The 25,467-nt window shown below is 63.0% G+C and carries 22 protein-coding genes; 14 read left to right on the forward strand and 8 right to left on the reverse strand.

Features of this window, described 5'->3' with window-relative positions:
* Positions 1 to 29: 29 nt before the first annotated feature.
* The 5 genes from cfa to BTO32_RS08565 all read left to right on the forward strand — a co-directional run bounded on the left by cfa (position 30) and on the right by BTO32_RS08565 (position 6,454).
* Positions 30 to 1,181: a cyclopropane fatty acyl phospholipid synthase gene (cfa, locus tag BTO32_RS08545; protein WP_084206815.1), complete on the forward strand. Its 1,152-nt coding sequence runs from the start codon at positions 30 to 32 to the stop codon at positions 1,179 to 1,181.
* 206 nt (positions 1,182 to 1,387) lie between these two features.
* Positions 1,388 to 2,983: a peptide ABC transporter substrate-binding protein gene (locus BTO32_RS08550; RefSeq protein WP_084206816.1), complete on the forward strand. Its 1,596-nt coding sequence runs from the start codon at positions 1,388 to 1,390 to the stop codon at positions 2,981 to 2,983.
* A gap of 8 nt (positions 2,984 to 2,991) precedes the next feature.
* The gene (gene oppB / locus BTO32_RS08555; protein WP_076724222.1) at positions 2,992 to 3,918 is read left to right on the forward strand and encodes an oligopeptide ABC transporter permease OppB; all 927 of its coding nucleotides are present in this window, start codon (positions 2,992 to 2,994) and stop codon (positions 3,916 to 3,918) included.
* A 7-nt stretch (positions 3,919 to 3,925) separates the two neighbouring features.
* Complete coding sequence (locus BTO32_RS08560; RefSeq protein ID WP_076724223.1) at positions 3,926 to 4,810, forward strand: ABC transporter permease subunit; 885 nt, start codon at positions 3,926 to 3,928, stop codon at positions 4,808 to 4,810.
* Between the two features lie 18 nt (positions 4,811 to 4,828).
* Positions 4,829 to 6,454, forward strand: a complete 1,626-nt coding sequence (locus BTO32_RS08565; RefSeq protein WP_217697018.1) for an ABC transporter ATP-binding protein — start codon at positions 4,829 to 4,831, stop codon at positions 6,452 to 6,454.
* A 28-nt stretch (positions 6,455 to 6,482) separates the two neighbouring features.
* On the opposite strand, the gene BTO32_RS08570 is transcribed toward BTO32_RS08565, so the two are convergent.
* Genes BTO32_RS08570 through BTO32_RS08580 form a run of 3 tightly spaced genes read right to left on the reverse strand, consistent with a single transcriptional unit; the run spans position 6,483 to position 8,820 of the window.
* Positions 6,483 to 7,676: a BaiN/RdsA family NAD(P)/FAD-dependent oxidoreductase gene (locus tag BTO32_RS08570; RefSeq protein WP_076724225.1), complete on the reverse strand. Its 1,194-nt coding sequence runs from the start codon at positions 7,674 to 7,676 to the stop codon at positions 6,483 to 6,485.
* A 41-nt stretch (positions 7,677 to 7,717) separates the two neighbouring features.
* On the reverse strand, positions 7,718 to 8,524 hold the full coding sequence (locus BTO32_RS08575; protein ID WP_076724226.1) for a PhzF family phenazine biosynthesis protein: 807 nt from the start codon (positions 8,522 to 8,524) through the stop codon (positions 7,718 to 7,720).
* A complete protein-coding gene (locus BTO32_RS08580; protein ID WP_076724227.1) occupies positions 8,521 to 8,820 on the reverse strand; it encodes a hypothetical protein in 300 nt (99 codons plus the stop codon). Before BTO32_RS08580 ends, BTO32_RS08575 begins: the two co-directional genes overlap by 4 nt.
* A 203-nt stretch (positions 8,821 to 9,023) precedes the next feature.
* On the opposite strand from BTO32_RS08580, the gene BTO32_RS08585 reads away from it, so the two are divergent.
* Positions 9,024 to 10,433, forward strand: coding sequence for an aminotransferase-like domain-containing protein (locus tag BTO32_RS08585; RefSeq protein ID WP_076724228.1), 1,410 nt, complete (start codon positions 9,024 to 9,026; stop codon positions 10,431 to 10,433).
* On the opposite strand, the gene BTO32_RS08590 is transcribed toward BTO32_RS08585, so the two are convergent.
* Positions 10,430 to 11,074, reverse strand: coding sequence for a response regulator transcription factor (locus BTO32_RS08590; RefSeq protein WP_076724229.1), 645 nt, complete (start codon positions 11,072 to 11,074; stop codon positions 10,430 to 10,432). The two genes, BTO32_RS08585 and BTO32_RS08590, sit on opposite strands and share 4 nt — an antisense overlap.
* Positions 11,067 to 12,572 (reverse strand): PAS domain-containing sensor histidine kinase, encoded by a 1,506-nt coding sequence (locus tag BTO32_RS08595; protein WP_076724230.1) that lies wholly within the window; start codon positions 12,570 to 12,572, stop codon positions 11,067 to 11,069. The genes BTO32_RS08590 and BTO32_RS08595 overlap by 8 nt, the downstream gene beginning before the upstream one ends.
* 152 nt (positions 12,573 to 12,724) lie before the next feature.
* Here BTO32_RS08595 and BTO32_RS08600 point away from each other — a divergent pair, with 152 nt between their 5' ends.
* On the forward strand, positions 12,725 to 14,353 hold the full coding sequence (locus BTO32_RS08600) for an acyl-CoA synthetase (RefSeq protein ID WP_076724231.1): 1,629 nt from the start codon (positions 12,725 to 12,727) through the stop codon (positions 14,351 to 14,353).
* Between the two features lie 95 nt (positions 14,354 to 14,448).
* The gene (locus BTO32_RS08605; protein WP_076724232.1) at positions 14,449 to 15,825 is read left to right on the forward strand and encodes a solute carrier family 23 protein; all 1,377 of its coding nucleotides are present in this window, start codon (positions 14,449 to 14,451) and stop codon (positions 15,823 to 15,825) included.
* Between the two features lie 307 nt (positions 15,826 to 16,132).
* Here the strand turns inward: BTO32_RS08605 and BTO32_RS08610 are convergent, their stop codons facing one another.
* The 3 genes from BTO32_RS08610 to BTO32_RS08620 are packed head-to-tail and all read right to left on the reverse strand — an operon-like array spanning position 16,133 to position 18,622.
* Positions 16,133 to 16,627, reverse strand: a complete 495-nt coding sequence (locus tag BTO32_RS08610; RefSeq protein ID WP_076724233.1) for a hypothetical protein — start codon at positions 16,625 to 16,627, stop codon at positions 16,133 to 16,135.
* Entirely contained in the window at positions 16,618 to 17,967 is a 1,350-nt protein-coding gene (locus BTO32_RS08615) for an ATP-binding protein (RefSeq protein WP_076724234.1), read from the reverse strand. Before BTO32_RS08615 ends, BTO32_RS08610 begins: the two co-directional genes overlap by 10 nt.
* Entirely contained in the window at positions 17,957 to 18,622 is a 666-nt protein-coding gene (locus tag BTO32_RS08620) for a response regulator (RefSeq protein WP_076724235.1), read from the reverse strand. Before BTO32_RS08620 ends, BTO32_RS08615 begins: the two co-directional genes overlap by 11 nt.
* A 163-nt stretch (positions 18,623 to 18,785) precedes the next feature.
* Here BTO32_RS08620 and BTO32_RS08625 point away from each other — a divergent pair, with 163 nt between their 5' ends.
* From BTO32_RS08625 to BTO32_RS08650, 6 genes are all read left to right on the forward strand, one after another.
* Positions 18,786 to 20,090, forward strand: a complete 1,305-nt coding sequence (locus BTO32_RS08625) for a ferredoxin reductase family protein (RefSeq protein WP_076724236.1) — start codon at positions 18,786 to 18,788, stop codon at positions 20,088 to 20,090.
* Between the two features lie 76 nt (positions 20,091 to 20,166).
* Positions 20,167 to 20,550: a PepSY domain-containing protein gene (locus tag BTO32_RS08630; RefSeq protein ID WP_076724237.1), complete on the forward strand. Its 384-nt coding sequence runs from the start codon at positions 20,167 to 20,169 to the stop codon at positions 20,548 to 20,550.
* Positions 20,551 to 20,622: 72 nt separating this feature from the next.
* Entirely contained in the window at positions 20,623 to 21,093 is a 471-nt protein-coding gene (locus BTO32_RS08635) for a DUF2271 domain-containing protein (protein WP_076724413.1), read from the forward strand.
* Between the two features lie 22 nt (positions 21,094 to 21,115).
* On the forward strand, positions 21,116 to 23,341 hold the full coding sequence (locus BTO32_RS08640) for a PepSY domain-containing protein (protein WP_076724414.1): 2,226 nt from the start codon (positions 21,116 to 21,118) through the stop codon (positions 23,339 to 23,341).
* Positions 23,342 to 23,545: 204 nt separating this feature from the next.
* A complete protein-coding gene (locus tag BTO32_RS08645; RefSeq protein ID WP_076724238.1) occupies positions 23,546 to 24,391 on the forward strand; it encodes a metal-dependent hydrolase in 846 nt (281 codons plus the stop codon).
* A 92-nt stretch (positions 24,392 to 24,483) separates the two neighbouring features.
* Positions 24,484 to 25,452 carry a DegV family protein gene (locus BTO32_RS08650; protein ID WP_245820308.1) on the forward strand — a complete coding sequence of 323 codons (969 nt, stop codon included), beginning with the start codon at positions 24,484 to 24,486 and terminating at the stop codon, positions 25,450 to 25,452.
* The last annotated feature ends 15 nt before the right edge of the window (positions 25,453 to 25,467 follow it).

The raw sequence follows: 25,467 nt of genomic DNA on the forward strand, positions 1-25,467 counted from the left end.
GAAGGGAGGAAGCTGTTTTGTCCCGAGTCATGTCTGGCCAGCCCGGCACCCAGGTGTCCGAGGCGCGGTTGTCTTCGTCTGAGCGTTACCTGGCGGAATTGCTGAGCGAGGCGGGTATCACCCTGGGGGGAGACCGGCCGTGGGATGTGCGGCTGTTACGGCCCGGTGTGGCGGACCGGGTGTTCGCCCAGGGCAACCTCGGCCTCGGCGAAAGTTACATGGACGGTGACTGGACGTGCGACCGGCTGGATGAATTCTTTCACCGGCTGCTGCGCGCCGGTCTCCAGCACCGGGTGTCGCCTGCCCGGGTCGCGTTTCATGTCCTCAAAGCGCGGCTGCTGAACCGGCAGAACCGGCGCCGGGCCTGGCAGGTGGGTGAACAGCACTACGACCTGGGCAACGCGTTCTACCAGGCGATGCTGGACCCGCGCATGACCTACACCTGCGGCTACTGGCGCGAGGCCGAAACCCTGGCCCAGGCCCAGGAGGCAAAGCTGGACCTGATCTGCCGCAAGCTGGGCCTTGAGCCTGGCATGCGGGTGTTGGACATCGGCTGTGGCTGGGGCAGCTTCATGGGCTATGCCGCCGAGCGCTACGGCGTCGAGTGTGTGGGGGTCACCATTTCCCGGGAGCAGGCGGCCTGGGCTGAACAACGGTACGCCGGTCTGCCACTGGAGTTTCGCCTACAGGACTATCGGGAAGTCGAAGGCGAGTTCGACCGGATCGTGAGCGTGGGCATGTTCGAGCACGTCGGTCGCAAGAACTACCGCACCTACATGGAGGTGGCGCACCGTTGCCTCAAGGACGGCGGCCTGTTCCTGCTGCACACCATCGGCAGCAACGACCCCTCGCCGGGCTCCGATCCCTGGATCGACAGGTACATCTTCCCCAACGGCGAACTGCCGACCCTGGCCCAGATCAGCCGTGCCGCCGAGCGCCTGTTCATTGTCGAGGACCTTCACAACTTCGGCGCGGACTACGACCGCACCCTGATGGCGTGGCACGCCAACTTCCAGGCCGCCTGGCCCCGTTTCCGGGAGCAGCTGGGCGAGCGTTTCCACCGGATGTGGGAATACTATCTCCTATCCTGCGCCGGTGCCTTCCGCGCCCGCGACCTGCAGCTCTGGCAGTGGGTCCTGGCCAAGGGCGGCGTACCGGGCGGCTATCGTCGCGAGTCGTGAGCCGGCCTCAAGGCGGGGCGGGCGTTCACCATGGCGGCTGGGTCGGCCGCCATTTTGTTAGTTTTTGAAATTATTTGTTTTTTTCTGGTTGGTATCGAAAATCAGAATAGGGGGTATGTCGTATTTCAATTGCGTGAAACTTCGGCGCCTTCCTACACTGCGGTTCGTTATTCATGATCAAACGGGATCATTGAGGACAACCAAGGATGAAGAAGAAGCACCGTAGAAACACGTTGAAGAACATGCTGCTGACCGTGCTGTCGGTCCTTTCTCTGGGGCTGGCGAGCATCAGCGGGGCACAGACCCTGCACCGCGGGATCGGGGGAGAGCCGGGAACCCTGGATCCCAACCTGGTATCCGGCAACTGGGAAGATATGGTGGTGGGCGACCTGTTCCTGGGGCTGGTCACCGACGCGGCGGATGGCCGGGTCATCCCGGGCGCGGCGACCGACTGGACCGTCAGCGACGACGGAACGGTCTACACCTTCCATCTCCGCAAGGACGGCAAGTGGTCGGATGGCCAACCGGTTACGGCGCATGACTTCGTCTTCTCCCTGCGCCGGGTCATGGATCCGCAAACGGCCTCCACCTATGCCTACATCCTGTACCCCATCAAGAACGCCGAGGCGATCAACACCGGCAAGATTCGGGATCTGAGCCAGCTGGGCGTGCGTGCGATTGACGACTACACCCTGGAAATCACCCTGGAATCCTCCACACCGTATTTCCTGGAACTGCTGACCCACTACACGGCATTCCCGATTCCCAAGCATGTGGTGGAGAGGTACGGTAAGGACTGGGTCAAGCCCGGTCACCTGGTTTCCAACGGTGCCTATAAGCTGGTGGAATGGCTGCCCCAGACCCACATCAAGGCGGTCAAGAATGAGTGGTTCTACGATGCTGACCATGTGGCCATCGACACCGTGTTCTACTATCCGACCGAGGACCGCTCCGCGGCGCTGAAACGTTTCCGCGCCGGTGAGCTGGACCTGAACTATGAATTCCCGATCGACCAGTACGACTGGCTCAGGGAGAACATGCCGGAGGAGACGGTGGTCAGCCCGCAGCTCGGCGTGTACTACTACCCGCTCAACCTCCGCAACCCGAAATTCCAGGATGTGCGGGTGCGCAAGGCGCTGTCCATGGCGATCAATCGCGAGGTGATCACGGACAAGATCCTCAAGACCGGCGAGGTGCCGGCCTACAGTTTCGTGCCGCCGGGCATTGGTGACTACCGGATTCAGGAGCTGGACTTCAAGGGCATGCCCTATAACAAGCGCCTGGAGGACGCCCGCAAACTGATGGAAGCGGCTGGCTACAGCGAGGATCGCCCGCTGGAGCTGGTGCTGCGCTACAACACCCACGATGCGCATAAGAAAGTGGCGGTGGCCGTGGCGGCGATGTGGAAGGCCATCCACGTCAAGACTCAGCTGTTGAACAGTGAAGTGGCGGTGCACTATGCCGAGCTGAAGGAGGCCAATTTCGAAGTGGCCCGTGCCGGCTGGGTCGGGGACTACGCCGATCCGCAGAACTTCCTGAGCCTGCTGGAACCGACGCCGAACAACTACGGCGGTTATAACAACGCGCAATTCAACGCGCTGATGAAACAGGCCGCCGAGACCCAGGACAGCACCCAGCGGACCCGCCTGATGGAACAGGCTGAGCGCATCGCCATGGACGACTACGCGACCATCCCCATCTACTATTATGTGGCCACCAACCTGGTGAGCCAGAAGGTGAAGGGGTGGGTGCCGAACGTACTGGACAAGCACCGTACCCGCTGGATGAGTATCGAGCGCTAGTTCCGGCCATGCTGAGTTACGCGTTCAAGCGCCTGGCGCAGTCGATACCGACGCTGTTCATCGTCATTACGATCTCGTTCTTTCTCATGCGCCTAGCGCCCGGCGGCCCCTTCGACGGCGAGCGCAAGCTGCCGCCGGAGATCGAAGCCAACATCCTGGCCGCCTACAACCTGGACAAGCCCCTGTACTGGCAGTTTTTCGACTACCTTGGCGGGATTCTGCAGGGCGACTTCGGTCCCTCCTTCAAGTACAAGGACTTCACCGTCTCCGACCTGATCTGGGCGGGCTTCCCGGTCAGCCTGGAGCTGGGCATGTGGGCGATGCTGCTGGGCGTGGTGTTCGGGGTCAGCATCGGCTGTTACGCCGCCCTGAAACAGAACACCCGCCTGGACTATCTGATGATGGGGGGCGCCATGGCGGGGATTGCCATCCCCAACTTCGTGATGGCGCCGATCCTGACCCTGGTGTTCGGCGTCTACCTGAGCTGGCTGCCGGTCGGCGGCTGGGACAGTGGTGCCGTGGCCAACAAGGTGCTGCCGGTCATCGCCCTGGCACTGCCGCAGATCGCCTACATCGCGCGCATGACCCGCGGCAGCATGATCGAGGTGATGGGCTCGCACTTCATTCGCACCGCCCGCGCCAAGGGCCTGAGCGAGCGCAAGGTGGTGCGCCGTCACGCGCTCAAGTCGGCGCTGCTGCCGGTGGTGTCCTACCTGGGTCCGGCCACCGCCGGCATCATCACCGGCTCGGTGGTGATCGAGCAAATTTTCGGCATTCCCGGCATTGGCCGTTACTTCGTGCAGGCAGCCCTGAACCGGGACTACACCCTGGTGATGGGCACGGTGGTGTTTTACGGCGCCCTGATCATCCTGTTCAACCTGGTGGTGGACCTGATCTACGGTCTGCTGGATCCTCAGATTCGTTACGATGACTGACGGGCCGATGACGACAGCGACTGCAACTGCAACTCAAACCGTCCGGGGCGAGAGCCTGATCCGGGATGCCATGCGCCGCCTGGTGCGCAATCGGGCGACCATGGTCAGCCTGATCCTGCTGGCCCTGATCGTTCTGGCCTCGTTTCTCGGTCCGGTACTGCTGGGTACCGAAATCGATGATGTGTACTGGGACTACATGGGCGGGCCGCCCACCTGGGACGGCCAGCATTGGTTCGGCACCGACAGCAATGGCCGTGATCTGCTGATCCGTACCCTGTACGGCGGCCAGATCTCGCTGACCGTAGCGCTGGTTGCGACCTTCGTCAGCCTGATCATCGGGGTGACCTACGGGGCCATTTCCGGCTACGTCGGCGGCCGTACCGACAACCTGATGATGCGCTTCGTCGATATTCTCTATTCACTGCCGTTCATGTTCCTGGTGATCCTGATGATGGTGGTGTTTGGCCGCTCCATCCTGTTGATCTATATCGCCATCGGCGCGGTGGAATGGCTGGACATGGCGCGCATCGTCCGGGGCCAGACGCTGGCGCTGAAACGGCGGGAATTCGTGGCGGCGGCCCACGCCCTGGGGGTGAGCGACACCGGCATTCTGCTGCGCCACATCGTGCCCAACGCGGTGGGGCCGGTCATCGTCTACGTAACCCTGACAGTACCCAAGGTGATCCTGCTGGAAAGCTTCCTGTCCTTCCTGGGCCTGGGGGTGCAGGAACCGATGACCAGCTGGGGCGTGCTGATCAGCGAGGGCACCGCCAGCATGGAGAGCGCCCCCTGGATGCTGTTCTTCCCGGCACTGTTCCTGGCCGTCACCCTGTTCTGCCTGAATTTTATTGGCGACGGCCTGCGCGATGCCCTCGACCCGAAGACCCGCTAACCCTGGAAGGGATGGATGATGGCCGAGCAACCGATTCTCGAAGTGGAAAACCTGCACGTGGATTTCGCCCTGCATACCGGCACGGTATCGGCGGTGAAAGGCGTGAGCTTCAGCCTGAGCAAGGGGGAAACCCTGGCGCTGGTGGGGGAGTCCGGCTCCGGTAAGTCGGTCACCGCCCTGTCGATCCTGCAGCTGTTGCCGCCGGTGGCCCGTTACCCCCAGGGCTCGATACGTTACGACGGTCAGGAAATGCTGGGCGCCCGCCCCGGTACCCTGCAGACGATTCGCGGCAACCGGGTGGCGATGGTGTTTCAGGAACCGATGACCTCGCTCAACCCGCTGCAGACGGTGGAGCAGCAGGTGGCCGAAGTGCTGACGGAGCACCGGGGCATGGACCGGAAAGAGGCCCGGGCCCGGGTACTGGAGCTGTTCCGGTTGGTGGGCATTCCCGATGCCGAGCGGCGCCTCTCGGCCTATCCCCACGAATTGTCCGGCGGCCAGCGCCAGCGGGTTATGATCGCCATGGCCTTGGCCTGCGAGCCGGACGTGCTGATCGCCGACGAACCGACCACCGCCCTCGACGTCACCATCCAGGCGCAGATCATGGCGCTGCTGAAAGATCTGAAGCAGCGCTTCGGCATGGCGATGCTGTTCATCACCCATGACCTGGGCATCGTGCATCACTTCGCCGACCGGGTGTGCGTGATGCGCCTGGGCGAAGTGGTGGAGCAGGGCAGCACCCGGGAGGTGTTCGCCAACCCCCAGCACCCGTACACCCGCGAGCTGCTCGACGCCGAGCCCCACGGGCACAAGGAACCGCCCCCCGAGGACGCGCCGGTTCTACTCGAAGCGCGCGATGTGAAGGTCTGGTTCCCGATCCGCGGTGGTTGGTTCAGCCGGGTGACCGGGCATGTCAAGGCGGTTGACCGGATCAGCCTGACCCTGCGGGAAGGACAGACCCTGGGCATCGTCGGCGAGTCCGGCTCCGGTAAGTCCACCCTGGGCAAAGCAATTCTGAAACTGCTGGACAGCGACGGCCGCATCCGCTTCGAGGGCGCGGCCATCGATGGCCTGTCCCCCCTGCAGATGAAGCCGTTGCGCCGGAAAATGCAGGTGGTATTCCAGGATCCGTTCGGCTCCCTGTCTCCACGCATGACCATTGGCGAGGTGATTGCCGAGGGCCTGAAGGTACACGAACCGCTGATGAGTGCCCGGCAACGGGAGGCCGCTGTGATCCAGGCACTGGAGGAAGTGGCCATCGACCCCGGCCTGCGCAACCGCTATCCCCACGAGTTTTCCGGCGGCCAGCGCCAGCGCATCGCGATTGCCCGGGCCATGGTGCTGAAGCCGAAATTTCTGCTGCTGGACGAGCCGACCTCGGCGCTGGACCGCTCTGTTCAGGTGAAAGTGGTGGACCTGCTCAAGGCTCTGCAGCGCAAGTACGGCCTGACCTACCTGTTCATCAGCCATGACCTGGCCGTGGTGCGGGCCATGGCCGACGAAGTGATCGTGATGCAGCACGGCCGGGTGGTGGAACATGGCCGCGCCGAGCAGATCTTCCACCATCCGCGGCAGGATTACACCCGACAGCTGCTGGCGGCGTCCTTCGACCTGGAACTGACCGACGGCGCCCGGGTGGCCTGAGGCGTCGTCCTGCCACCGGCCCGGTCCCTCACACGGCCTGCCCCGCGGCCACGCCCGAGGCCCAGGCCCACTGAAAGTTGTGGCCCCCGAGGTGGCCGGTCACGTCCACCACTTCACCGATGAAAAACAGGTTGGGGCGGTCCAGCACCGCCATGGTCTTGGACGACAGCTGGCGGGTGTCGACACCGCCCAGGGTGACTTCGGCGGTGCGGTAGCCCTCGGTTCCCGCCGGCTTGACGGTCCACTGGCTCAGTGCCTCGGCAACCCGCTCCAGGTCGGCGTTCCGGTAGCCCTGCAGAGGACCGCGCCAGCCCTGGAGTTCGGCGAAGGCCTGGGCAAAGCGCCGGGGCAGGCGCCGGGCCAAGTACTGTTCCACCGTGGCCTGGGGTTTTTCCCGACGCAGCGTGGCCAGATCGTCCCGGGGCTGACGGGACGGCACCAGGTTGAGGTTCAGCGCGTCGCCGGGGTGCCAGTAGCTGGAAATCTGGAGCATGGCCGGGCCGCTGAGCCCCCGGTGGGTGACCAGCATGGGCTCCCGGAAACGCTGGCCGCGACAGCTCACCTCCACCGGGCAGCTGATGCCGGATAACGGGGCCAGGTGTGCCTTCAGTTCCGGGTGCAGGGTAAAGGGAACCAGGCCCGCCCGGGTGGGCCGCACCGCCAGCCCAAACTGCCGGGCCACGTCGTAGCCAAAGCCGGTGGCGCCCATGGTCGGAATCGACAGGCCGCCGGTGGCGATCACCAGGGCGCTGCACCGGAGTGCCCCGGCACCGGTGGTCAGCCGGTAGCCGTCACCGTCGTCCCGGATGGCCTGGACGTCGGTCTTCATCCGGATCTCGGCGCCGGCCCACTCGCACTCGGTCAGCAGCAGGCTGACGATGTCCCGGGCGCTGTCCCGGCAGAACAGCTGGCCGGGTGCTTTCTCCTCATAGGCCACGCCGTGGCGTTCCACCAAGTCCAGAAAGTCCTGGGGTGTATACCGTTTGAGGGCCGAGATGCAGAAGTGGGGGTTGTCGGACAGGAAATTGGCCGGCGTGCTGTTGAGGTTGGTGAAGTTACAGCGGCCGCCGCCGGACATGAGGATTTTCTTGCCCGGCCGGTTGGCGTGGTCCAGTACCAGTACGCGGCGCCCCCGGTAGCCGGCGGTGGCCGCGCACATCAGGCCGGCGGCGCCGGCGCCGATGATGATGACATCGTAATGGGGAAGGGACTCGCTCGTCATGACTGCCTGCCGCTGTGAAAACGGCCGGCAGTATACCAGCCTCAGGGCAGCTGCACCGAGCCCTCCATATAGAACGCCGCCTGTCCGGAGATGTCGACCCGGTCGCCCCGGTCGTGACAGCGCAGCACGCCGCCCCGGGCCGACAGTTGCCGGGCCTCCAGGCGCTCACGGCCAAGCCGCTTGGACCAGTAGGGGGTCAGGACGCTGTGGATCGAGCCGGTGACTGGATCTTCGTCAATTCCCGCGCCCGGCGCGAAATAGCGGCTGACGAAGTCACAGTCCTGACCGGGTGCGGTGATGATCAGCCCTTGGTTGCCCAGGCCGGTCAGCCGGCGCAGGTCCGGCCGCGCGGCCCGGACCGCCGCCTCGTCCGGCAGCACCAGCAGGTAGTTGGTGTCGGCGGGCACATAGAAGGCGGTGTCCGGGGCGCCGTCGGGGGCCTCGCGCAGTGTCGCGGGCGTGGCCACGGACTCGAACGCCAGGGCCGGAAAGTCCAGGGTCAGCCACCCGTCGGTGTCCCGCCGGACGCCGAGGAGGCCGCTTCGGGATTGGAACCGGACCGTCGGTTGCGACCAGCCCCGGCGGTTGAACAACACCCAGGCGCTGGCCAGGGTGGCGTGCCCGCACAGGGGGACTTCGGTGGTGGGGGTGAACCAGCGGATGTGAAAATCCGCCGGTTCGGATTCCGGCAACGGGACCAGGAACGCCGTTTCCGAGAGGTGGTTTTCCTGGGCCAGGGCCTGCAGGGTTTCATCCGGCAGCCAATGCGACAGCGGCATGACGGCGGCGGGATTGCCCCGAAACGGTTGGTGGGTGAAGGCGTCGACCTGGTAGATCGGGAGGTTCATGGCGTGTTCTCCGGATGGGGGTGGGTAACGTAGTGGCGGGCCTTGTCTCGGGCGAACCGGGCCAGCTCCGACTCACTGTACAGGTGAATCTCCGGCAGGGCCCGCTGGTGGGTGACCACCCAGTGGCCCGGTCCGTGCCGGTTGACCCGGAACCCCAGTGCATTCAGCCACTGGCGGGTTGCCCGGGGGCTGGTTGGGGCGGTGTCGTCGGGGCCGGACAGGCCGAGAACGTCCTGCCGGTTTTCCCGAAACGGACCGCGGACCAGAATGGGCCGGGACGTGGACGCGATTCCCATCGTGAAACTCCTTCTTCGGTTGACCTGTGATCTATTTTCCGGTGGGGCTGGCGGCCATAACAGATCCAGCTAACCTGTTTTTGCATCGGTACAGATGTCTTTTCGAAGGTTCTGTGCCGGTTCAATCCCCAGGCAACTGTACTGCCCGGACAGGCGGCGGTTCTGGTGCAATGGGGGTCTGTCTGGCGAACCGGGGGTGAATCATGGGTATCCTCTACAATCAGGTGGCGGACCGGATCCAGGCGCTGATCCGGGAGGGCGTGTACCGGGAAGGTGACCGCTTGCCCGGCGTGCGGGTACTGAGTCGTCAATTCGGGGTGAGCGTATCGACCATCCTCCAGGCCCATCAGACCCTGGAGGCCCGGGGCTATCTCCAGGCCCGGGAGCGCAGCGGCTATTTCGTGCGCCGGCCGGCGAGGGAGCTGCCTGAGCCGAACATGCCCCGGCACCGCAGCCGCCCGGTGCCGGTGAGTGCCCGGGAAATGACCCTGGACCTGTGCGCGGACGAGCAGAAGCGCATGGTGCCTCTGGCCACCGCCATCCCGCACCCGGATTTCCTGCCGCTGCGGCAGATCCAGCAAAGCACTCTGTGGGCCGCCCGGCGCGGTCTGGAAACGCTGGACTATGCCTTTCCCGGAAAGCTGGAGTTTCGGCGCCAGGTCGCCCAGCGGATGGCCGCGATCGGTGTGCCAGTGAGCCCGGACGAGGTGCTGGCGACCAACGGCGCCCAGGAAGCCATCATCCTGGCACTGCGGGCGGTGACCCAGCCCGGGGACATTGTGGCGGTGGAGTCGCCGTCCTTTCCCGGCATCCTCCAGGCTCTGGAGGTGGTGGGCCTGCGGGTGATCGAAATCCCCACCCATCCGTCGGAGGGGCTGAGCCTCGAAGGTCTGCAGGTGGCGCTGGAGCAGTGGCCGCTGAAGGCCTGCGTGGTGGTGACCAATCACAGCAACCCGATGGGTGCGCGGATGCCGGACGCGCGCAAGCGCCAGCTGGTGTCGATGCTGGCCGCCGCCGGCGTGCCGCTGATCGAGGATGACATCTACGGCGATCTCTACTATGCCGGGGAGCGGCCGCGCCCGGCCAAGGCATTCGACCAGGCCGACAACGTCATCTATTGCAGTTCCTTTTCCAAGACCGTCTCGCCGGGTCTGCGGTTGGGCTGGATGATTCCCGGTCGCTACATGGCCGGCGCCCGGCAGCACAAGTATTTCGTCAATCTGGCCACTTCGACGATTCCGCAGCTGGCGGTGGCGCACTTTCTGGAACAGGGTGGCTACGACCGCTACCTGCGTGCGGCCCGGCAGCACTACCGGGACGCATCGGAGCGGCTGCGCGCGGCGGTGGCCCGGGCCTTTCCCGAGGGCACCGCGGTCAGTCGCCCGCAGGGGGGCTTCGTGCTTTGGGTGCAGTTGCCGGATGGGGTATCGGGCACCGAGGTGTTTCAGCGGGCACGGGCGGAAAACATCAACGTGGCGCCCGGCCGGATGTTCTCCACCACCGATAAATTCGAGAACTGTCTCCGCCTGAACGCCGGCAACCCCTGGACGGCCACCATTGAGAACGCGGTGACCCGGCTGGGCACCCTGGTCCAGGCACTCGCCGGGCGCTAGCGGTTCTCGCGCAGAGCCAGCGGATCAAGCAAGCCGGCGGCGATGGCCATGCCGGTGACGTCCGGCAGCCGGTCCGCGCCGAGGCGTTTCATCACCCGGGCCCGATACAGGTCGATGGTCTTGACGCTGACCCCCAGCTGATCGGCGATTTCACGGCTGGTATAGCCCTGCGCCAGGGGCAGGAACACGTCCCGCTCGCGCCGGGTGAGGGCCTCGATCCGCGCCTGGAGATCGGGGGCGTCGCCCGGCCGGTGGGCGGACGGCGGATGCCGTTGCAGGGCCTGCTGCACGCTGTCCAGCAGCAGCTGTTCGTTGAAGGGCTTCTCCAGGAAGTCGAAGGCGCCGGACTTGAACGCCCGGACCACGATGGGAACATCGGCGTGACCCGAAACGAAGATGATGGGAATGGCCAGCCCCCGTTTCTGCAGTTCCTCCTGCACATTCAGGCCGCCCAGGCCCGGCATGCGCACGTCCAGGATGACGCAGCCGGCGCCGGTATCGGTGACCGAGTCCAGAAACTGGCGGCCGTCCCGGTAGGCCTCAACCCGGAGGCCCACGGATTCCAGCAGCCACTGGGTGGACTCCAGCATGCCGGCGTCGTCATCGACCACATAGACGGTGGTGGCGGAAGGGTCAGTCATCGGTTGGTGTCTCCTTGGCCGTCGTCAGGGGTTTGGCCGGGTGGTTGGGAAAACGGCAGGTGAGGGTCAGACCGCCCCCGGGGGCCCGGCGGGCGTCCAGGAATCCGCCGAAGCCCTCGATGATGGAGCGGCTCATGGACAATCCCAGCCCCAGCCCCTGGGGCTTGCTGGTGTAGAAGGGCTGGAACATCTGGCGGATGCCCTGCTCGTCCAGGCCGGGGCCCTCGTCGGTGACCTCGATGACCGGTTCACCATCGGCGTTGAGGCCGGTGGCCAGGATGATTTCGGGCATCCGCCGGGCGTCGTCCCGGGGGCCCTGGGCGTCGGCGATGGCTTCGATGCCGTTGCGGACCAGGTTGATCAGTACCTGTTCCAGCAGCATCGGGTCGGCGGTGATCACCGGCTGGGCGTTGGCGGGTTGTTCCCGGATTCGCACCCGGTTCTTGTCCGCCTCCCACTGGCACAGTTTCGCGACGTTGGCGATCACCTCGTTCAGGTCGATCGGAGCGGTGCGTTTCTGGCCCTTGCGCAGAAACGCCCGCAGACGCTTGATCACTTCCGAGGCCCGGTTGGCATGGTGCACGATCTTCTGCAGGCCGTCGTCCACCCGGTCCAGGCACTCGGGACGGCTCCGCGCCTGCTTCAGGTAGCGCTGGCTGGCGCTGGCGAAGTTGACGATGCTGGCCAGCGGCTGGTTCATCTCGTGGGCGATGCTGGAGGCCAGCTCGCCCAGGGTCGCCAGGCGCGCAGCGTGGGCCAGTTCATCCGCCAGGCGGCGGCTGTTTTCCTCTGACTGCACCCGGGCGGTGATGTCCCGGGACACGCTGATCACCTCCACCACGGCACCGGTATAGGTTTCCCGTATCGCCCGGCTGGCCACCTCGAACCAGCGTTCACTGCCGTCCCGGTGCCGGATTTTCAGGGTCATGGTGGCGTAGCCCTCGTCACGCAGCCGGTTGCGGACGTCCGTCAGTTGCTCGGCGAAGGAAGCGTCGCCCTGGACAATGGCTTCCAGGGGTTGTCCCCGCAGTTCCTCGGGCCAGTAGCCCAGCAGCCGCCAGGACGCTGGGGTGGCGTCGATAAACCGGCCGTCTGGCGCGTGACGGGAGATCAGGTCGGTGGTGTTCTCGGTGATCAACCGGTACAGGCGGTTGGACTGCACTGCCTGGTCGTGGAGTCGAAGCTCTTCGGTGGCGTCCCGGCCCCGTGCCAGCACCTGGTCCGTATCGGTGTCCGGAATGAAGGTCCAGAGCAGGATGTAACCGGCGACTCGGGATTCCACGGCGTCGATGGCGCGTCCCTGTTGCAAGCAGGCGCGCACCAGGGCTGGGGTGTTCGCCGGCAGCAGCTCGGTGGCCCGGGCCACGCCGGCGGTGGCCCGCAGGGTCTCGGCGGCGGTGTTGGCCCGGAGCGCCCGGCCGGCCGCGTCCAGAATGAGGCCAGGTTGCGGGTCGCGGCTGGGCAGGCTAAACCCAAGGGGGGAGGCGTCTCGGATCATGTCGTTATGTTTATAGAATATATACTATAAGACCTTGGTGTAATTTCTAGTATTGTTCCCATTAAATACTATCTCCGCCACTTGGAAGTCTAGCTATGTTAACGAATTCCTGACGACGCCATAAGAACAACAGAACCGGAGAGGACCACACCATGACCTCGATTTTCGATCAGGGCCTGCCGCCCGTCGCCGCCAACCACGCCGTTCTGTCGCCCATCGACTTTATTGAGCGCACCGCCAGCGTATACCCGGACTACCCGGCCATCATTCATGGCGCGATTCGCTACAACTGGGCCCAAACCTACGAACGTTGCCGCCGCCTGGCATCCGCGCTGAAGGGGCGGGGCATCGGGCGGGGCGATACCGTGGCGGTGATGCTGCCCAACATTCCGGCAATGGTGGAATGCCATTTCGGCGTGCCCATGATCGGCGCGGTACTGAACACCCTCAATGTCCGCCTGGACGCCGACGCCATCGCCTTCATGCTGGAACACGGCGAGGCCAAGGTGGTGATCGCCGACCGGGAATTCGGCCAGGTCATCAAGGATGCCATCCGCCACCTTGAACACAAGCCCCTGGTCATCGACGTCAACGACCCGGAATACGGCGAAGGGGTTCAGGTCAGCGACCTCGACTACGAGGCCTTCCTCCAGGAAGGTGACCCCGGCTTCCAGTGGCAGTTCCCGGACGACGAGTGGGACGCCATTTCCCTGAACTACACCTCCGGCACCACCGGCAATCCGAAAGGCGTGGTGTACCACCACCGGGGCGCCTACATCAATGCCCTGGGCAACCAGGCGGTCTGGTCCATGGGCATGCACCCGGTGTATCTGTGGACCCTGCCGATGTTCCACTGCAACGGCTGGTGTTTCCCCTGGACCGTGACCGCCATGGCCGGCACCCACGTGTGCCTGCGCCGGGTGGACCCGGAGAAAATCCTGCAATTGATCCGTGACCATCAGGTCACCCACATGTGCGGTGCCCCGATCGTGCTGAACGCGCTGCTGAACGCCCCGGCTGCCGCCAAGGCGGGAATCGATCACGAGGTCAAGTCCATGACCGCCGGGGCTGCACCCCCTGCCCAGGTGATTGGCGCGGTCGAGGAAATGGGCATCAAGGTGACCCACGTGTACGGCCTGACCGAAGTGTATGGCCCGGTGACCGTGTGTGCCTGGAAGTCCGAGTGGGACGAACTGCCGCTGGAGCAGCGGGCCCGTATCAAGGCCCGTCAGGGCGTCCGTTACCACACCCTGGCCGGCATCATGGTGGGCGATCCAAACACCATGGAACCGGTGCCCAGGGACGGCAAGACCATCGGCGAGATCTTCCTGCGCGGCAACACCGTCATGAAGGGCTACCTGAAGAACCCGACCGCGACCGAGGAAGCGTTCCGCGGCGGCTGGTTCCATACCGGAGACCTGGCGGTGTGGCACGAGGACGGTTACATGGAAATCAAGGATCGACTCAAGGACATCATCATCTCCGGTGGCGAGAACATTTCCACCATCGAGGTGGAGGACACCCTGTACCGTCATCCGGCGGTGCTGGAGGCGGCGGTGGTGGCGCGGCCGGACGAGAAGTGGGGCGAGACGCCTTGCGCCTTTATCACCCTCAAGCCGGAGGCCGGGGAGGTCACCGAGGACGACATCATCAATTTCTGCCGTGAGCATCTGGCCCGGTTCAAGGTGCCCAAGACGGTGATTTTCACGGATCTGCCCAAGACCTCCACCGGCAAGATCCAGAAGTTCGTGCTGCGGGACCAAGCCAAGGCACTGAACTGACCCTCCTGCCGGCCGTGCCGTGAGGCGCGGCCGGAATCCGACACAAAAACAACAGTATCGGCTCGTGCCTCCGGCGCGGGCCCGGAGATCGACGTATGCAAATCTACCACCGCAACAACGGCGAAGAGCAGCCCTGCTGGCCCCTGGGCCCGTTCCGGATCCGGCTCCCGTTCGTCCATTACCGCTGGGAATTCGCGGAGATGATCCAGGCGCTGATCATGTTCGTGGTCAGCCTGGCGATGATTCCGCTGCTGGAGAAGTATCTGGGGGTGCCCTACGACGTGGCGCTGGCCTATGTCGTTATCTGCGGTATCGGCTTCATGCTGCCGGCGTTGCTCGGCGTGCCCCTGGTGCCCGGCTGGATCACCCCGGGCATTCCGGTGGTGCTGCTGTTCCTGGGGGACTACCAGCCCGGCCCCGAGGCGATCCAAGCGCTGTTCGCTTTGCAGTTTCTGGTGTTCGTGATTTTCCTGGTGCTGGGTCTGACCGGGCTGGGCAGCAAACTGGTGGATCTGATTCCCCGTTCCATGAAGGGCGGCATCATCATTGGTGCGGGCATCGCCGCGCTGATGGGCGAAATCGAGGCCGGCGGGCGTCTGGCCAACACCCCGATCTCCCTGATCGTCGGCGGTCTGGTGTGTCTGTACCTGATGTTCTCGGCCTCGTTCAAGGGCTTCGTTGAGAGCAACTCCATCGCCCGCAAGATCGCCAATTACGGCATGGTGCCGGGCATGGTGGTGGCTATCCTGGTGGGCTTTGCCACCGGTGAGTACGCGGTACCGAATGTGGAGTGGGGCATTACCAAACCGGCCTTCGATGAACTCTGGAACTACCTGCCATTCGCGGTCGGCTTCCCGGATGCCTCGGTGTTCCTGTACGCCATCCCAACCGCCGTGATTGCCTATGTGATTGCCTTTGGCGATATCGTGGTGGGCCAGTCGCTGATGAACCGTGTCGACCACCTGCGCAAGGACGAGGTCATCGACAACAGTGTCGACCGCATCCATCTGGTGACCGCGATCCGCAATGGCATGCACGCGTTCCTGGCACCGTATCCGGGCCTGGCCGGCCCGATCTGGACGGCGGTGACTGCCACCATGGCCGAACGCTACAAGTACGGCCGCAACGCGATGGATTCCATCTACAGTGGCGGCGGTACCTTCTGGATCACCGGCTTCATCGCGCTGTTCATTCTGCCCCTGGTGAGCTTCTTCCAGCCGGTGCTGCCCATCGCGCTGTCCCTGACCCTGCTGCTGACCGGTTACATCTGCCTGATGGTCGGGCTGGAGCAACTGGAGAACAACACCGAACGGGGCATCGCCGGCACCATGGGCGTAGTCCTGGCGGTCTACGGCGCGGGCTGGGGCCTGGCCACCGGCGCGGTGCTGTACTTCCTGATTGAGCGTACCCACCTTCTTGGCTTCACCCCGGACCCGGAAGCGCCAGGCGCGGAGCCGGTCAACGAGCACTGAAACCGATGCCGCCACGTTCGGCGGCGGCATCTACCCCCTGTGTGTCCTTGGGAGGCCTGAGCGCCTCCCTTTTTTGTTCGGGCAGATTCAGTGCCCGTGTTTACCCGCACCGGCTGCACCGTGAACGGCTTCGACGTAATGGATGTAATTGGGCGAGTTGCTCCAGTGTCAGGTTGGAGTTCAGGTAGGGTTTATCCTCTTCCATAAACCGGGCCAGTTCTTGTTTCAGGTGCTGATCAAACTCGGGAAGTGTGGTGTCGTTCAGTAACGCAGCCTGGTCGGCAGCCAGCCCCGTGAATATAGCCGGTTACCGGAGCGCGTTAACCGTCAGGAAGTTGATGAACAGAAATCCGGTCACCGCACCGGCCCCGGCCAGCAACGGTGAGGTCAACACGCCCGGATGGTCACGTTCGTTCAGAATCCGGAGCTTTACGTCGCTTGGCTGCAAATAGTACTCGACCAGGAAAATGGCACCGACAACCCAGAACAGGAGGGTATGCACGAGGTGCTCCTTGCGCAATCGAAACTCCCGACACATCAACGCCCGGGCGTATAAGAAGAGCGTGCCTGCCTGCAGCAATCCGATAAGGGTGCCGAGGTAAGCCAGATTGGGATGTTCGAGCGCCAGACCGCTGCTATAGAGAAAAATCTCTCCAAGTCCGGCTGCGAAGAAAATCAGTGTCGCAACAAGCAGCTGATTGCTTACCAGTCGAATATTGGAGGGAAGCAACAGGAACGTGGCCAGGCTCAGCGCCTGGATAATGCTGGTCAGCAGAATGAGGTCGTTCAGAGTCAGGTACACGGGCCAGAATTCCCGCCGGCATGGGTAACATTGACCTCGGCCTCAAAACCATCCGCCCGCCCGCTTGCCGGAGAACGCAAATGCAAGGTCATGCCGGAGCCTGAAGCAATGGCATCAGCAATGGCGAGTCCGAGGCCGGAGCCCGCTGCCTTGGTGTCGTAGCGGGAAAAACGGTTCCGGAGCAAGGCCAGTTGGTCAGGTGGCACGATATCGCCGCCGTTGCAGACTCTCAGGATGCCTGCGCCGGTCAAGGACACGTCCACGGGTTGTTGTTTATCGCCGTGCTTCAGGGCGTTTTCGATCAGGTTACGGATAAGAATGGCAAAAACATCCGGATCAAGGAGGGATTGCACCTCACCCTCTGGCAGCGTGAGCCGAATCCGGTCGGGCGTTCGAGATTCAAAATCCCGGGCGATCATGGCGAGTATCGGCACAAGGTTATGGGGACTCTGTGACAGGGCTCCACCACCCTCGGCTTTGGCCAGCTCAAGCAGCTTTCCGGACAAGGTGGACAGGCTGCGCAGCGCCTCTTCAATTTCAACCACATTCTTTCGCAGGTGTTGATCCTCGAGTTGCGTTTTCAGCCGTTGCACCTTGGCCAGTGCCGTGGCCAGCGGTGTGCGCAATTCGTGCGCGCTGTTGGCGGTGAAGCTCCGTTCTGCGTCAAGTGCGCGGTTCAGTCTCTCCAGCAGCCGGTTGACGGCAACCGCTGTGGGTTCGAATTCCTCGGGTAGCCCATCCTGGTTGACGGGGGAGAGGTCGCTCGCGCCCCGGGATTCAATCGACTGCTGGAATTCGACGACCGGGCGCAGTGACAGCCTTAACACCCACCAGATACCGAACAGGCTGACCGGAATCAGGATGAACAGGGGCGCCAGCAAAGCCAGGCCGGCCTCAAGAGCGGCCTCGCGCCGGTGGGCCAGTGGCTCGGCGACTTCGATGTAAATGGTATCGCTGACCGCCGAGGCTCCATAAATGCGGTGGGTGGGAGTGTCGGTGAAGCCTTCACGGGGCAGAGCAGCGAAGACATCGGGGTCCGCATCGTGGGACTGAAGCAGGAGGGCTCCCTGGCGATCCCTGACCACATAGGTGAGGTACTCGTCATGTTCCTTCAGGGCCGGTGCGGTCCGGCTCCCGGTAGCGGTTTCCCGGTTCAGGATGTCTGTCACAGCCAGTGGCAGAATGCGTTGGGCAGTTTCTTCAAGGGCGCTGTCGAAGACTTCGTTCATTTCATGCTGTGCCACCAGCCCGGACGCAGCAACACCAAGCAGCCACAGCAGGGTGGCTCCCAGAGTCAGACCAACGCCAAGGCGTTTTTGCAGGCTTCGGTTATGTCTCATCGGTTTCCAGGCGGTAGCCCATGCCCCGGACCGTTACGATGGCGTCGCGCCCGAGCTTTTTTCGCAAGCGGCTGATATAGACTTCAATGGTGTTGCTCTCGATTTCGGCCCCGAAGGCATACAGTCTGTCTTCCAGTTGCTGCCTTGAGAGCAGTATCCCTGGCCGCTGGAGGAAGCCCTCAAACAAGGCCCACTCGCGGGCTGTCAGTTCCACCGGCTGGCCGTTGCGCTGGATTCGGTGATCGTGCAGATCCACCTCCAGGTTGCCCACCCGTATCAGGGGGTTCGGGTTGCCCCGGTAACGACGGGCCACCGCGGCCACACGTGCGGACAATTCGGAGAGATCAAAGGGTTTGATCAGGTAGTCGTCCGCACCGGCATTCAGCCCGTTGATGCGATCTGAAACCTGGTCCCTGGCTGTGAGGATAATCACCGGGGTGCTGTTTCCGCTGGCTCTGATGGTTTTCAGAAAATCCAGACCATGGCCATCCGGGAGCATCAGGTCGAGGAGTATCAGGTCGTAAGTGGTGGTCCGCAAACTGTTCTGGGCAAACCGGAGAGACTGCACCCAGTCCACCGCATGGCCGTCCTCGGTGATCTGGGCTCCCACGGCCTCACCCAGCCCCTCGGTATCTTCCACCAGCAATATTCGCATAGCCCACCTTTGATGCGATTTGAGAGAAAGATACTACAGCCAGGACCTGACAGCAGCCTGAAAAGTCAAGGATTGGTCCTGTTTCTCTTCGGCTTCAGCTGGCTGTCAGGTTCCGGCGTTAGCCTGATCCTGAACATTCCCGGAGCTGATCAGAGGAGAAACCATGATCCGGCTGATATTACCGTTCGTGCTTGTCGTTACCGGCCTGTGGGCGTGGAGCCTGGCAACAACCGGCGGGCCCTGGTCTGTCTATGATCAGGGGCTGCTGCTCAGCGGGTGGTTATCCATTGCGCTGTTGTCTCTGACCATGATGCTGGCCCTTCGTCCTGCGTGGCTTGAGCGGCCTCTGGGCGGACTGGACAAGATCTACCGTACCCATAAGTGGGCGGGTATTCTGGCTGTGACCTTTGCGGCGGCCCACTGGTTGATCGAGATGGGTGACGATGCCATTGAAGAAATTTTCGGCGGTATCAGCCGGCTCGACGACCTGCACTACAGTGGGCTGATCGAGGTCATGCGCGATGCAGCAGAGGAAGTGGGTGAGTTTGCCATTTACCTGTTGTTCGCCATGTTGCTGATCACGCTGTGGCGAAAGTTCCCGTATCGGTACTGGCGCTATCTGCACCGGGCGATGCCCGCACTTTACCTGCTGCTGGCGTTTCATGCTGCCTGGCTGGCTCCGCTGGACTGGTGGCGGCAACCCATCGGTTGGCTGATGGCCGCTCTGTTGGCCGGCGGCAGTCTTGCCAGCGTGTTGTCACTGGCCGGAAGGGTCGGTCGCCATCGTCAGGTTCAGGGCACGATTGCAAGCATCGATACCCCGGAACCCAACATCACCGAGGTGACGCTGGACCTGGGTCAGGCCTGGAAGGGGCATAAGCCCGGACAGTTTGCCCTCGTGACGTTCAACAAGCTGGAAGGTTCGCACCCCTTCACCATTGCCAGTGCCGATGGCGGTGATGGCCAGGTCACATTCCTGATCAAGTCTCTCGGCGACTTCACCCGCAACCTCGCCCATAAGATCAGGGTGGGTCAGCGGGTGACCGTGGAAGGCCCTTACGGTTGTTTCGACTTCAATCGAAGGAATCGCAAAGCCCATCAGATCTGGATTGCCGGCGGTATTGGTGTAACGCCCTTTCTGGCCTGGCTTGAAGCGGCGGGTGCCGCCAACCAGCCGACACCCGAAGCCGACCTGCATTACTGCACCCGTAACGCATCCCGGGACCCCATGGTCGAGCGGCTTCAGGCCCTTTGCCGTGATTTCCCCGGCATCAGACTCCAGATTCACGACAGCAGCAAAGGGGAGAGCCTTTCGGCAGAAACCCTGTCCGCCAATGAACTCTTGGGTGCCCGGGCCGAAGTCTGGTTCTGTGGCCCGGCCGGGCTGGGGCAGGCTCTGGAGCGGGGATTAAGGGCGGCACCGTTGCGTTTGTCGCGCTTCCATAAGGAAGCCTTCCAGTTCCGTTAACCATTGCCGGGGCGTTCAGGCCACTGTCAGGTCCGCGCCCCAGAATAGCTGCAGTGGATTCAACAGGAGATATCCCATGAAAACCAAACCTGTGATTATCAGCCTCGCGCTATTTTGCCTCAGCGCACCGGTGCTGGCGGACGATGACTGTGACGACCCGATGGCTGACTGGCAGCCACGGGAGCAGCTGCGTCAGAAACTGGAGGCGGAGGGCTGGACGGTATACCGCATCAAGGTGGATGACGGTTGTTATGAAGTGAAGGGGCTGGCCCCGGACGGATTTCGTGCCGAGGCTTCCTTTGCACCGGCTTCCCTGGAACTTATGGAGTTGGAGCGGGAAGACGACGATGACAACAGGGATGAGTGGAGTGACGGTACAGCCGGGGACCAGGCTCAGGCCGATCGTCCGGTTCCCCGCAACGGCATCGTCAAGGGCCGTCCGACAATGACGGTGGAATAACCCGCCCATTGTTTTAACCAATGTTTTTGCAATTCAGCGTGATGCCGGAAGTACGGTATGAAGAGGTACGGTATGAAAAAGATTCTTCTTGTTCTGGGCCTGGTTGTCTCGGTCACGTTGCCCGCGTTTGCGCAGGCTCGTGAAGTCACTTTCACAACCGAGCTATACGATTACGGCGGAGATGGTGCCTACATGGCCCTTTACCTGACGGATGAGGCAGGCGCGTACCAGGGCACCCTCTGGGTCGCCGGGAAAAAGTCCAAGTACTACAAGCACCTGAGCGGCTGGGCCCGCGGCAGCCGACTGGACCCCGCCGAATACGACGGGCTGACAGGAGCGAGTATCACCAGTGGCCGAACCCTCAAGATCACGCTGGATCTCGATGATACGCTGTTCGACAGCGGCTACGAAGTCCGTGTCGACACAGCAGTTGAGGATATGCGCGACAATCGCGCCGATATCGCGCTTCCATTGACCACCGACGGAGCGGGCACGGCGGTTTCCGGACACGGTTACGTTCGCTCATTCCGTTACGACTTTTAATGCATAGCCGGGAGCAAGAATGATGTTGCGTAAATGGCATGGGCTGCCCGGTCTTATTGCAGCGTTGGTCCTGGTGACACTGGCTGTCACTGGTGCGATCCTGGGCCTTGCGCCGGCGCTGGACAGGGCCGGCGCTGTGGTGCCCCCGGCCGGGGAGGTTAGCGTTGCCGAGCTGGCAGGACGGGTGGTTGCAAACTATCCGGGTACGGAACAGATTGTGCGCGAACTCTCGGGCCAGGTGATCGTTTATTACAGTCAAAATGGCCAGGCCGGGGCCGATCTCATCAACCCGGTGACCGGCGACAGCCTGGGGGCCTATCAGCCATCGGCGTTTTTTGTCTGGATCAAAAACCTGCATCGTTCATTCTTGCTGGATACACCAGGCCGGATGATGGCAGGCATCTCGGCCGCATTGATGCTGGTTGTTTGCCTGTCTGGCCTGGTGTTGCTGGCCCGTCGTTGCGGTGGCTGGAGAGCATTGATGCGGCCAATGGCCGGCACTGGCAGTAAACGCCTTCACGCCGAAATCGCCCGGCTGGCGGTTTTGGGGCTCCTGTTGTCGGCACTGACCGGCAGTTTCCTTTCGGCCCAGCGATTTGGTCTGCTGCCCGAGGTCTCCGACCTGGGGCCAGGCTTCCCGGCTGAGGTTTCCGGGGGGCAGCCCCGTCCTGTAGACCGGCTCCAGGCACTCTCCGAGGTTGATCTTAACGATCTCCGGGAACTCGTGTTTCCCTATCCTGATGACCCTCAGGACGTGTACTCCCTGACCACCTCGGGGGGCTCCGGGTTCGTTGATCCGGCGACCGGTGAGCTGCTGCAGTTCCAGCCCCGGTCCAACGGCAGTGTTGTCCAGCAATGGATCATGAGGCTGCATACCGGTGAGGGGCTTTGGTGGCTGGGCCTGATACTTGGTGTGGCTGCGCTTGCCGTGCCGGCACTATCGGTAACCGGAGCCATCGTTTGGTGGCAGCGGCGTCGGTCGTCATCACAGGCAGTTAAAAATGCCCCTGCAGCCGAGGCCGATGTGATTGTCCTGGTGGGGTCGGAGGGCGGTTCAACCTGGGGCTTTGCCCGTGCGTTGGAGCAGGGGCTGACCAGTGTCGGCTTTCAGGTACATTGCGCGGAGATGAACGCGCTGGAGACGACGTATCCTGAGGCGTCTTTGTTGCTCGTGCTGACCTCCACCTACGGTGATGGCGATGCCCCGGCATCTGCGCGGCGATTCATGGTTCGGCTTCGCGATTTCAGGGCCTGTAACGCGTTGAAATATGCTGTGCTTGGGTTCGGAGATAGGCAGTTTGCGCATTTCTGCCGGTTTGCGTTGGAAGTCGATGCGGCACTCGCCGGCAAGGGCCTGAGCAGAATTCAGCCCGTTGAGCTGATTGACCGCTGTTCCGCTGAACGATTCAGTGACTGGGGTGAGGGGCTGGGCACTGCGCTCGGCGCTCCGCTCTCACTGAGCCATGATCCGATGCCGCCACGCACCTCCCGGCTGGAACTTGCCGGGCGTGTTGATTACGGCCTGGCGGTACAGGCACCGACCAGCATCCTGCGTTTCCGGCTGGCAGGCGAGGGGCAACGCTGGCAATCCCGGTTTTTCCGGTCTGGCAGCAATAGCCTGCCAACGTTTGAGGCGGGTGACCTGCTGGGCATTCTGCCGCCCGGCAGTGAGGAGGCCCGGTTCTACTCACTGGCTTCGTCCTCCAGTGACGGGGTGCTGGAGATCTGTGTGCGCAAACAGCCGGGTGGTCTTTGTTCCGGTTACTTGCATGGCCTGCAACCAGGGGAGTGTATTGATGCCTTCATCCGTCACAATCCGGAGTTCCGCCCGGCCACTGGCCCGGTTCCGGTCATCATGATTGGTGCCGGTGCAGGGATCGGCCCGTTGATCGGATTCATCCGGAAAAATACCGCCCGCAATCCCATGTACCTGTACTGGGGCGGGCGAAGCCCGAATTCGGATTTTCTCTATCAGCCGGAGCTGGGGCATTACCTTGAGGATCAACGGCTGACGGGCTTGAGCACCGCCTTCTCAAGATCCGAAGAAAAGGCTTATGTGCAGGACAGGCTCCTGCAGGATCAGACAGCCTTGCGACAGATGGTTGATACCGGAGCCCAGATTCTGGTGTGTGGCGGCAGGGACATGGCTGCCGGAGTAAAGCAGGTTCTGGAAGAGATTCTCAGACCGTTGCGCCTGGAGGTGGACGACTTGAGAGCGCAGGGGCGTTATCTGGAGGACGTGTACTGAGCTGGGTGTGGCCTTGATCCTGATCGTTACAGGCGGGAAATCAGCGTGGTGTATTGACAATTTGTCATATCGTGACAAATTGTCTCATTTATCTTAATCCTGTCTATTCGGCAGAATCCCGGTGAGGTTAAACTGGTTTTACCGGTTAAAAAATAGACGAAGTCCAATGCGCTGATAACAATAACCTGACGACAGGAGGCCACCATGTCAGTCAGCTCGACCCCGGAAGGGGTGTCTGTCTCACCCCGGCACATCCACTTTGACGTCAGCGAGGATCTGAAATCCTTCTGGCATGGCAACAACGCCTTCCGCACCGCGTTTTTCAATGCATTGTCCCTGCAATTTCCCGACGGTGAGCAGCAGTTCATCAATGCCGTGCGCCTGTACCGGGACCGCATTGACGATCCCAAGCTCAAGCAGGAGATCCGGGGCTTTATCGGCCAGGAGGCCCTGCACAGCCGGGAGCACAAGAGCTATAACGAGGCACTGAAGGCCCGTGGTTATGACATTGAGGCCATCGATCGGCGCTTCCGGAAGCATATGGAGTGGGTCGCAAAACTGCCCCCGAGCCGCCAGCTGGCCGGCACCTGCGGGGCAGAACACTATACTGCTGTCCTGGCCAACGCGATCCTGAAGAATCCGGAGTGGATGGACGGCGCGACACCGGCGATGAAGCAGCTCTGGCGCTGGCACGCCATCGAGGAAACCGAGCACAAGTCCGTCGCCTTCGACGTTTACCGCGCCTGTGTCGGCAATGAGACCCTGCGCCGGGTGGTGTTCCTGTTCGTGACCTGGAACTTCTTCAAGTACACCTTCCTGAACACCTGCAGCCTGCTGCGCACCGACGGCAAGCTCTGGAGCCTGCGGACCTGGCTCGGTGGCCTGAATTTCCTGTGGGGGCGGCCCGGAGTCATCCGCCGCTGCCTGCCGGAGTTTCTGGCTTACCTGCGCCGGGACTTCCACCCCTGGCAACAGGACAACCGCGACCTGCTCCGGCGCAACCTGAAGGAACTGGAGGCGACGGCCGGGTCCGGTGGTCCGGGGTGCTGAAATCCTGCGCGGCATGTGCAACACTGTCCAGTCAACAACAATAACAGCGGGCCGTTCCAGGAAGGAGGGGCCCGGAGCTGGAGGCGCCCACCATGTCCACCCCGTCCGCCATGAGAGTCGGTCTGATCGTCGACTCCGCCTGTGATCTTCCCTACGAGTTCCGTCGCAAGCACGACCTGTTCATTCTGCCGGTGACCGCCGTCATCGATGGCCAGACCTACGTCGATACTCACGACCCGGTGCGCACCCAGGAGTTCTATCAAAGTGGCCTGTTGCAAAAGGGTCACCATGCCGAGACCCGCGCCTTCACCACCGAGCAGATCTACAGCTTGTTCATGGAACAGATCGTGACCCAGTTCGATATCGCCATCTGCGAGACGGTGACCCGCAGCCGGAGCCAGATCTTCCAAAATGCCACCGAGGCCATGAACGCGGTCATGGCCAATTATGAGCAGGCCCGGGCGGCGGCGGGCCGGACCGGCAAGTTTTCCATGCGGGTCATCGACAGCAAGCAGATCTTCGCCGGCCAGGGTCTGCTGGCCGCCCACACCCTGCGTCTGATCGGGCAGAAACTGTCCAAGAACGCGCTGCGCCACGAGGTAGAAACTTTCACCGACCGGATCTACACCTGCGTCATTCCCAGGGATTTGCACTACATCCGGGAGCGGGCCCGGCGCCGGGGCGACAAGAGTGTGTCGGCGCTGGTGGCGTTTCTGGGCAAGGCTCTGAACATTACCCCGGTGCTGTTCGGCCAGGGTGCCGAGGGGCAGCCGGTGGCCAAGACCCGCAGCTTCGAGGTGGCGGTGGAAAAGGTGATGAACTACGCCACCGCCCGGGTCGAGGCGGGATTGCTGACCCCCTACGTCAGCCTCTCCTGCGGCCTGACCTGGACGGAGATCGAGGACTTGCCCGGTCTGAACCGGCTGCGCGACGCCTGTGAGCGCCATGGCGTGGAGTTGCTGCTGTCGCAGATGGGCATCACCAGCAGCCTCTACATTGGCCCCGGCAGCCTCTGCTTGGCACTGGCCGCCGAGCCCCATGCGTTCGGCGACTTCCAGTAATCCGGGGGCGCGGTC

The sequence above is a fragment of the Marinobacter lutaoensis genome, from assembly GCF_001981305.1.
Lineage (GTDB): Bacteria > Pseudomonadota > Gammaproteobacteria > Pseudomonadales > Oleiphilaceae > Marinobacter > Marinobacter lutaoensis.

Bases quoted from the DNA above. Each gene is read 5' to 3' on its own strand.
- BTO32_RS08640 (WP_076724414.1), top strand. From the start codon at position 21,116: ATGTTGCGTAAATGGCATGGGCTGCCCGGTCTTATTGCAGCGTTGGTC.
- BTO32_RS08575 (WP_076724226.1), bottom strand. From the start codon at position 8,524: ATGAACCTCCCGATCTACCAGGTCGACGCCTTCACCCACCAACCGTTT.
- BTO32_RS08580 (WP_076724227.1), bottom strand. From the start codon at position 8,820: ATGGGAATCGCGTCCACGTCCCGGCCCATTCTGGTCCGCGGTCCGTTT.
- BTO32_RS08635 (WP_076724413.1), top strand. From the start codon at position 20,623: ATGAAAAAGATTCTTCTTGTTCTGGGCCTGGTTGTCTCGGTCACGTTG.
- BTO32_RS08650 (WP_245820308.1), top strand. From the start codon at position 24,484: ATGTCCACCCCGTCCGCCATGAGAGTCGGTCTGATCGTCGACTCCGCC.
- BTO32_RS08560 (WP_076724223.1), top strand. From the start codon at position 3,926: ATGACGACAGCGACTGCAACTGCAACTCAAACCGTCCGGGGCGAGAGC.
- BTO32_RS08615 (WP_076724234.1), bottom strand. From the start codon at position 17,967: ATGAGACATAACCGAAGCCTGCAAAAACGCCTTGGCGTTGGTCTGACT.
- BTO32_RS08550 (WP_084206816.1), top strand. From the start codon at position 1,388: ATGAAGAAGAAGCACCGTAGAAACACGTTGAAGAACATGCTGCTGACC.
- BTO32_RS08600 (WP_076724231.1), top strand. From the start codon at position 12,725: ATGACCTCGATTTTCGATCAGGGCCTGCCGCCCGTCGCCGCCAACCAC.
- BTO32_RS08630 (WP_076724237.1), top strand. From the start codon at position 20,167: ATGAAAACCAAACCTGTGATTATCAGCCTCGCGCTATTTTGCCTCAGC.
- BTO32_RS08585 (WP_076724228.1), top strand. From the start codon at position 9,024: ATGGGTATCCTCTACAATCAGGTGGCGGACCGGATCCAGGCGCTGATC.
- cfa (WP_084206815.1), top strand. From the start codon at position 30: ATGTCTGGCCAGCCCGGCACCCAGGTGTCCGAGGCGCGGTTGTCTTCG.
- BTO32_RS08595 (WP_076724230.1), bottom strand. From the start codon at position 12,572: ATGATCCGAGACGCCTCCCCCCTTGGGTTTAGCCTGCCCAGCCGCGAC.
- BTO32_RS08625 (WP_076724236.1), top strand. From the start codon at position 18,786: ATGATCCGGCTGATATTACCGTTCGTGCTTGTCGTTACCGGCCTGTGG.
- BTO32_RS08645 (WP_076724238.1), top strand. From the start codon at position 23,546: ATGTCAGTCAGCTCGACCCCGGAAGGGGTGTCTGTCTCACCCCGGCAC.
- BTO32_RS08605 (WP_076724232.1), top strand. From the start codon at position 14,449: ATGCAAATCTACCACCGCAACAACGGCGAAGAGCAGCCCTGCTGGCCC.
- BTO32_RS08565 (WP_217697018.1), top strand. From the start codon at position 4,829: ATGGCCGAGCAACCGATTCTCGAAGTGGAAAACCTGCACGTGGATTTC.
- oppB (WP_076724222.1), top strand. From the start codon at position 2,992: ATGCTGAGTTACGCGTTCAAGCGCCTGGCGCAGTCGATACCGACGCTG.
- BTO32_RS08570 (WP_076724225.1), bottom strand. From the start codon at position 7,676: ATGACGAGCGAGTCCCTTCCCCATTACGATGTCATCATCATCGGCGCC.
- BTO32_RS08620 (WP_076724235.1), bottom strand. From the start codon at position 18,622: ATGCGAATATTGCTGGTGGAAGATACCGAGGGGCTGGGTGAGGCCGTG.
- BTO32_RS08590 (WP_076724229.1), bottom strand. From the start codon at position 11,074: ATGACTGACCCTTCCGCCACCACCGTCTATGTGGTCGATGACGACGCC.